Annotated in this window: 9 protein-coding genes; 5 read left to right on the forward strand and 4 right to left on the reverse strand. The window is 31.7% G+C overall.

Translation table 11 applies throughout. The features are described 5' to 3' along the window. Positions 1-41 precede the first annotated feature (41 nt). Genes PVA17_RS01585 through PVA17_RS01595 form a run of 3 tightly spaced genes read right to left on the reverse strand, consistent with a single transcriptional unit; the run spans position 42 to position 2,031 of the window. A complete protein-coding gene (locus PVA17_RS01585; RefSeq protein WP_274066685.1) occupies positions 42-1,361 on the reverse strand; it encodes an FtsK/SpoIIIE domain-containing protein in 1,320 nt (439 codons plus the stop codon). After that, positions 1,345-1,731: a hypothetical protein gene (locus PVA17_RS01590; protein ID WP_274066686.1), complete on the reverse strand. Its 387-nt coding sequence runs from the start codon at positions 1,729-1,731 to the stop codon at positions 1,345-1,347. The genes PVA17_RS01585 and PVA17_RS01590 overlap by 17 nt, the downstream gene beginning before the upstream one ends. A 24-nt stretch (positions 1,732-1,755) precedes the next feature. Next, a complete protein-coding gene (locus tag PVA17_RS01595) occupies positions 1,756-2,031 on the reverse strand; it encodes a hypothetical protein (RefSeq protein WP_274066687.1) in 276 nt (91 codons plus the stop codon). Between the two features lie 120 nt (positions 2,032-2,151). Between PVA17_RS01595 and PVA17_RS01600 the strand changes: the two genes are divergently transcribed. Beyond that, entirely contained in the window at positions 2,152-3,396 is a 1,245-nt protein-coding gene (locus PVA17_RS01600) for a hypothetical protein (RefSeq protein WP_274066688.1), read from the forward strand. A gap of 183 nt (positions 3,397-3,579) precedes the next feature. Here PVA17_RS01600 and PVA17_RS01605 read toward each other — a convergent pair whose 3' ends face one another. After that, positions 3,580-4,362 (reverse strand): hypothetical protein, encoded by a 783-nt coding sequence (locus PVA17_RS01605; protein ID WP_274066689.1) that lies wholly within the window; start codon positions 4,360-4,362, stop codon positions 3,580-3,582. Between the two features lie 163 nt (positions 4,363-4,525). On the opposite strand from PVA17_RS01605, the gene PVA17_RS01610 reads away from it, so the two are divergent. The 4 genes from PVA17_RS01610 to PVA17_RS01625 form a co-directional block, all read left to right on the forward strand. Next, complete coding sequence (locus tag PVA17_RS01610; RefSeq protein WP_274066690.1) at positions 4,526-4,852, forward strand: helix-turn-helix domain-containing protein; 327 nt, start codon at positions 4,526-4,528, stop codon at positions 4,850-4,852. A gap of 145 nt (positions 4,853-4,997) precedes the next feature. Continuing rightward, positions 4,998-5,429 (forward strand): hypothetical protein, encoded by a 432-nt coding sequence (locus PVA17_RS01615; RefSeq protein ID WP_274066691.1) that lies wholly within the window; start codon positions 4,998-5,000, stop codon positions 5,427-5,429. A 127-nt stretch (positions 5,430-5,556) separates the two neighbouring features. Next, positions 5,557-5,943 (forward strand): Imm41 family immunity protein, encoded by a 387-nt coding sequence (locus tag PVA17_RS01620; RefSeq protein ID WP_274066692.1) that lies wholly within the window; start codon positions 5,557-5,559, stop codon positions 5,941-5,943. Positions 5,944-6,136: 193 nt separating this feature from the next. Further along, the coding region (locus PVA17_RS01625) for an IS110 family transposase (RefSeq protein ID WP_274066693.1) at positions 6,137-6,580 on the forward strand (444 nt) is incomplete at its 3' end.

Raw genomic sequence — 6,580 nt, forward strand, 5'->3', positions numbered from 1 at the left:
TTTCTTGTTTTTCGGAGCGGGGGTTATTACATAACCCCCGCTCACGATTTTAAGTGGGTCACAGCTTCTAATATGTCAAAATCTAAATAACTAAAGTGACAAATTTTCGGTGTGTTAGCTACGATTGGACAAGTAAAAACACCTTGACCTAATGCAAAATTCTTCTCTGGTATTTCTACTCCAGTACCGAATGCAGTTGTGTAAGTTTGATTTTCCGCATTACCAAGCACGAACTTTACAGGCAGATTCTCTCGTAAATTAGTAGGTAGTAAGGTTGCATCTGATTTTTGCATGACAATCCATAAGAAAAATCCTAATTGCCTACCTTGTAAAACAATCTGTGACAACAGCTTCATTACTTCATCACGTTTTTTCTTTTCCATCGTCTGTAAAACAGTTTGAAAACTGGCGAATTCATCAAATATAAAAATATAGGGTTCATATTGAAAATCAGCATATGTTGCTTCTAATTTCGTGTTAAGTTTATCTTTAATCTCTGCTTTTCTAACTTCCATCATTTCATTGAAACTTTGTAATAACGTAATAATATCTTCTAAATTAGTAGCGGAATTTTCCGCTGAAATTCTTTCGCCAAGAACAGCAAGGCTTGAGTTTTTAGGGTCGGCAAAATAAATATTGTATCGTACATTTTTGGCTAGCATTTGAAGAATTAGAGAATAAAGTGCATATGTTTTGCCTGACCCTGTCATGCCCACAAGTAAAGTTCCATATAACGAAATTGATATAGACTTATCAATAATCAAAGTATAATCATCTACTTGGGAAGTTTGACTTTTCAATTCGCAAAGACCCTTAAATTTAAGTTGCTGGTCAATGCTACTATCGCATATTTCGAAAATGTGGTAGTTTTCATCATTCGATAAATAGGCTTTATCTACAATGAAATGATTCAATGCAAAAGAAATACTTACATCACCAATATCTTTGTTAATATTTATGTTTTCAATGAACAACGTAGCTTTTGAAAAGTTGGCGGTAAATTGTAATTTAATTTTCGGTAGGTCTACTATTTCGGTATTGAAGTAAAATCTTTTGTTGAAGTAATTAGCATCTAGGAACGATTTTCTTAGTTTTAGTACGATAAGATAATGGTGTATAGCGTGTTTTAAGCCTTTATAAGCCTTATTTCGAATAAGCCATACAGCTATTTGAATCGAAAATATTACTAGCAGAAATCCGATAAATAACACGTTGACATGTTTTGTGAAAACAACTCCCAACTTAAGTTGGGAGCCGATAAAATTCACACAAAAAACAATCACAGCAAGCATAAAGCACATGCTATATATGAAAGCCCCGTTTTGTTGTCTTTGTGTTCTTAATTTACTTTGTTTGAACATTGATTTTTTCCACATCTCTAAATCGTAGAACCATGTCAAAACCTATTACAAAAGATTTCTCATGAAGAAAATCAATCAATCGTACATATTCGCCTTTTTGAACATTAATATGTTCTTTGCCATTCAAGATCGTCACATCAAAGTTATTTAGAGTATTACTATCTCGCTTCAGTCCAGTTTTTTTATCTGAACCATAATCAGTATCATCTTTGGTGATTAATAGTCTTAAGGTAACGCCTTTTTCAGTTGGATCTTTTTTACTTACATATGGTCGTTGGGAAACCAATCTGTACATATTTCCCGTGTTTTTTAAAAACTCTTCTGCTTTAAATTTAGTCTCGGTGAACACCCATGCGTTTGCAATCGTCATTGTGCAAAACCTCTTTCTTTTAATTTAATTTTTTTCAATATAATTTTCTAATGCATATTCAAGACCTCGAATTGTTGCAACTGCTTCATCGATTCCTTGAACTTTTAATCCGCAATTTCCAAAAGTAAGAGTAACAGCATCTTCTCTTAATTCGCCTATATAATCTCTAAGAGATTCAAGATTATCCTCAACATTGCTTGCAGTTAATTCGCTTTTGAAATCTTCTAAGAAATAATCGATACTGTATATATCTGGATATGACCATTTCATAGATGATAAATGGTTTTTTCTAACTAGCATTGGCGTTTAACCTCCTTTCTTTTTAACTATCTTTATTCTAATTGATTGATAATTGTTAAAGGTGTATGATTTTGGTAGAAAATAAAGGTGAAAATCAACCACGTTCTTTAGGAGGATAATATGCTTAACTTTAAAAGATATATATATAAAGGTGTAGGTAGTAGAGTAAAAATGACTAGAGAAAGAATGGGATTCAATCAAGTAAACTTTGTGGGTAAATTACAAGAGAAGTATATTTCTATAGACAGATTTCAGTTATCTCGCATTGAGAATGGAAGAATACACAAAAAGAAAAATCCTTATTTACTTACAGAAGACCAAATGTTTGGAATATCAGAGTTAACAGGATACGAACCGAAAAATTTAATATTTGGAAATGATAAAGAAAGAGAAGATACTGTTAAATTAATTTTATTAGCAGTTATCATGAATGGAGCAAAGTATGGTACAGATGAAAATAACAAAGAAATATTTATTAATCCTTTTATAGATACTAGGGTTACAAAAGAAGACCGTGAAGAGGTATATAAAGAACTAAGAAAAAATAATACGGAGGAAATAGCAAAAGAAAAGTCTGTGGAGCTAGGAAGAAATAGTCTAGAGGAGTTTCTACGTCTGTCTAAGGATTTTATTAAAAATGAATCAGCAGACCGAATAGTTTACTTGTTCTTCCATTTTAATTCAATAGAAGAAATAGATGATGAAGAAATAGTGGAGTATATAGAATGGTTTAGAATAAAACAGCCCTTTTTTGCCGATACAAACCACTTTGAAAGTATGAAGTACCTTGTGAATGAACCAGATATAGAATTAGAATATCCATCTAATTTACTTATAAAATTATTAATAGGTAATAATAGCTTTGCACAATTGTTTATGGGAGGGTTATCTCAGAGAAGTCAATATCAAATAATGTATCCAAATCATTTTCCAAAGAACTGTAATTTAGTAGAAAATTTTATAAATAACTACAATCAATTCGGTGATTTAGCTATAGATTTTAAAAATTCTGGATTTACTAAATTCGTAAAAGCGTTTACTGAAATGTGGGAAAGAAATAATGAGAAATTCATGGATTATTTCAATGAGAATTTATTTAATATCAATTTAAGTGAACAAGGATTAAAACAAATAGATGATGAGTTCATCCATAGTTTAATTACTTCAAATGAATTTAGTAAAATGTTGTACGACATGATAGAGGTAGAAAGGTATGGAATGGAAACGATGAAAGGTCATAATACATTTGAACTTTATCTCCAAGAGATGGTGATCAAAAACACAATCGATTTTGTTAGCCTTCCTGAAAACGACTTATTCAAATATATTAATAATATGATTCAAACAAACAATACTCAGTTATGAATTAAATCACTTCTATTTAAATAGAAGTGATTGGAATGACAGATTATTTTTCTTCGCGTATTAATTGACAACTAAATAAAACCTTTCTGCTAACGCAGAGAGGTTTCTCTTTTGGTATAAATAAGCATCTATATCAATGTAAAAGAAATGGCACACGCTTAATTTAAAGCATGTGCCTACTTTTTATTTTTCTTCAATTGTTACATTTTTCTTATCAGTGTCTGGGTTATCTAATCTAAAACCAATGAATGAATCATCTACACGTGTTAACAGACTGTAGTTATCGTCTATACTCAATCCTGAATAAGATTTATCGAATATTTTTTGTGAAACGATTCCTCCATTAATAGATGGTAATATAGATTTTGGCTCCTTTTCTACAGAAGTAAAGGTTATATAATCACCGTTAATCTCAAATTCTTTACCTTCTTTTTCTAAGGACGCTATATATTCATCCATGCTTGAGAGACCGCTTTCCCAATATAAGCTTTCTTTATCAAAAGTCCATATATTTGTATAATCCTTTTCTAAAATAACGCTTAACTTTTCGGTATTCTGTCCTAATCGATCTAGGGTGATATCCAGAGTATATTTTCCTTCGTATAAAGACTGAGAACCTTCTTTTGCTATCTGAATTATTTCATTATCAGAAAGGTCATTAATTTTCTCAAGTCTTAGTTTATCTCGGGTTGAGTCTGGGATATTACTATAGGATGTTACTTTATCATCTTCAAAAACATACACTGCTCTAACAGTACTATTTCTATCTGGATTGTCACTAACTTCAAACCAAACAGGATACTTTTCAAATCCATCACTTATCGGTATAAAATCATCTGGTGAACCGTCTTGTGGTCCATCTTGTATAGGTACTTCATCAGAACTCTCTTTACCTCCGCAAGCACCTAAAAGTAATACAGTAGCAATCACAGCCAACATTGCCAACCACTTTTTGCGTAAATCCATTTCTTAGACCCCCATATGTAGTGTTTGAACATCTCTGTTCATAAAACTCACTATAAAATATAAAAAATGCTATATAACTCATATTATAGATAGAAAAGATACATTTGTCATCTTATTAATAGAAGTTTCCCCCTCTACAATAAAGTAATAGGAAGTAGAGAGGATGAGCGCCTTGCTAAATAAACGCATAGCCACTCAAATTCGTGTGTATCGAAAACATAAAAAGATGACATTAGAGGGTCTTTCAAAGAAAGCTGATATTGATGATACCTATTTAGGTCGGGTCGAAAGAGGCGAAATTAATATTACTCTTTCCACTTTAGAAAAAATCATAGACGGTCTGGGAATGACTGAAGCCGAATTTTTCGGTTTTTTAGATTTAGAAAGTGATGACCCTACATTAGCTAAGCTAATGCGAGAAGTAAAACAATCACCCAAGCGGGATAAATTAACAAAAACCATCCATGAAATTATTGATTTAACTAAATGATGCATTCTCAAAGACTACTTTTATAGGTAGTCTTTTTTCTTAGCTGTTTCGAAAAGATTGTTGCTATTCAACTAACGGAGCGGGTTAATTACTTAAGATTATGGTAATATTTTTGTTAAATAACAGAAAAAAGTGAGTGTTTTATTTGGACATAAGATATGATTCATCATACATCTATATCGAAAACATTGAAGATGAGGCTAAGATTCTCAATAAATTTTGTAAAGATAAAGGAAATAAACTTGTTTTTTTAGAACTATATTATGAAGAAGATGTGGCCGCTTTATTTATTAATAACTATCGTTTTAAAATCTTGGATAATGCCGTTGTGTATAAAGAACAGGAAAATAAAATATCAATATTACATAGTCCAGCTACAACTATGGATATTAGAAAAACATTAAAGGTATTTCCGTGGGATTTCTCAGCTATTGTATTACAAAAAAACACACCAATAAGAATTAAATACCATATAAGAGGTTATGAGTCTGACAATGGGTTTGGTATAAGAATTAAGGAGTTTAAAAACGGTTCTTTTATTAAAGAGATACTTCCGCTATTAACTCAGACCAAATAAAATATATAAAGTCAGGGGAAAAGCATACCATAACATAAATTAATTTTTCCTTATTCAACTAACGGTGCAGGATTGTTTAACAAAAGGTGTTTTTTAAATACATTAGTAACGCTTAAGGATGTGAAATATGAGTATTGCGATAGAAGTATTAGAAAGTAACTATGAATGCAAAAGAGGTAGTTTTATTTATTTTTTACACGAAGAATGTAAATTTAATAAGAGTGCTTTTTGGGATTATTACAATAGTATAGTAGACTTAACAAATGAAGCTTTAATTCAAGATAACTTAGATAGAGAATTGTCCGTGATGTTAAGTAAAACGTATGTGTTTATTATGAAAAGTCTTCTATGGCATTTTCATCCCAAAGATATGTATAAGGTAAAAGGTGTACCCAAGAATAAATTACACCTCTATATTGAACGATTAGAAATTGCATACTTAGGATACTTCAAAGGTGAAGTTTTTAAGGAAGAACTATATGATGAAGATTTAATAAATCCAAGATATAAATGATAGTCTATTCAACTAACGGTGTGCTTTACTTGAAGATCATTGAGTTGTAGGCAGCTCTTTTTTCTTTATTGAACTAACGGAGCAGCATTCCTGTTTGAAGGATGTTCGAGGTCTTGAAAGAAAAGGAGCCCTCTAGTATGATGCATGAGTGTCAACGACCATTGACCCATCATCAAATAAGGAGGACTCCTTTATGCATTTTAAATGGAATAATAAAATTAATCAAGTTACTGAAAATACTCTCGTTGTCGGTATGGATATTGCCAAGCGTATTCATTACGCATGCTTTGTCGATGAACGCGGGCGAGTAATAGAAAAAGCTTTTGCGGTACATCAATCGAAAGAAGGCTTCGAATACTTGTATGAAAAGATTCTTCAAACGATGAAGGAAGCTAAGAAAACTGAAGTAATAATAGGTATTGAGCCTACAGGCCACTATTGGATGAACTTAGCCTATTTCTTAGATCAATACGGAATCCCACTTGTCATGGTGAATCCAATGCACGTAAGACGTTCGAAAGAACTTGATGATAACTTACCGACAAAGCACGATAAAAAAGATGCACTAGTCATCGCTCGCTTATTAAAGGATGGACGTTTCAGTTATCCACGTATACTGAAAGACATTGAAGCTGAG

Origin of the sequence: Lysinibacillus sp. CNPSo 3705, from assembly GCF_028674935.1 — a bacterium.
Taxonomy (GTDB): domain Bacteria; phylum Bacillota; class Bacilli; order Bacillales_A; family Planococcaceae; genus Lysinibacillus.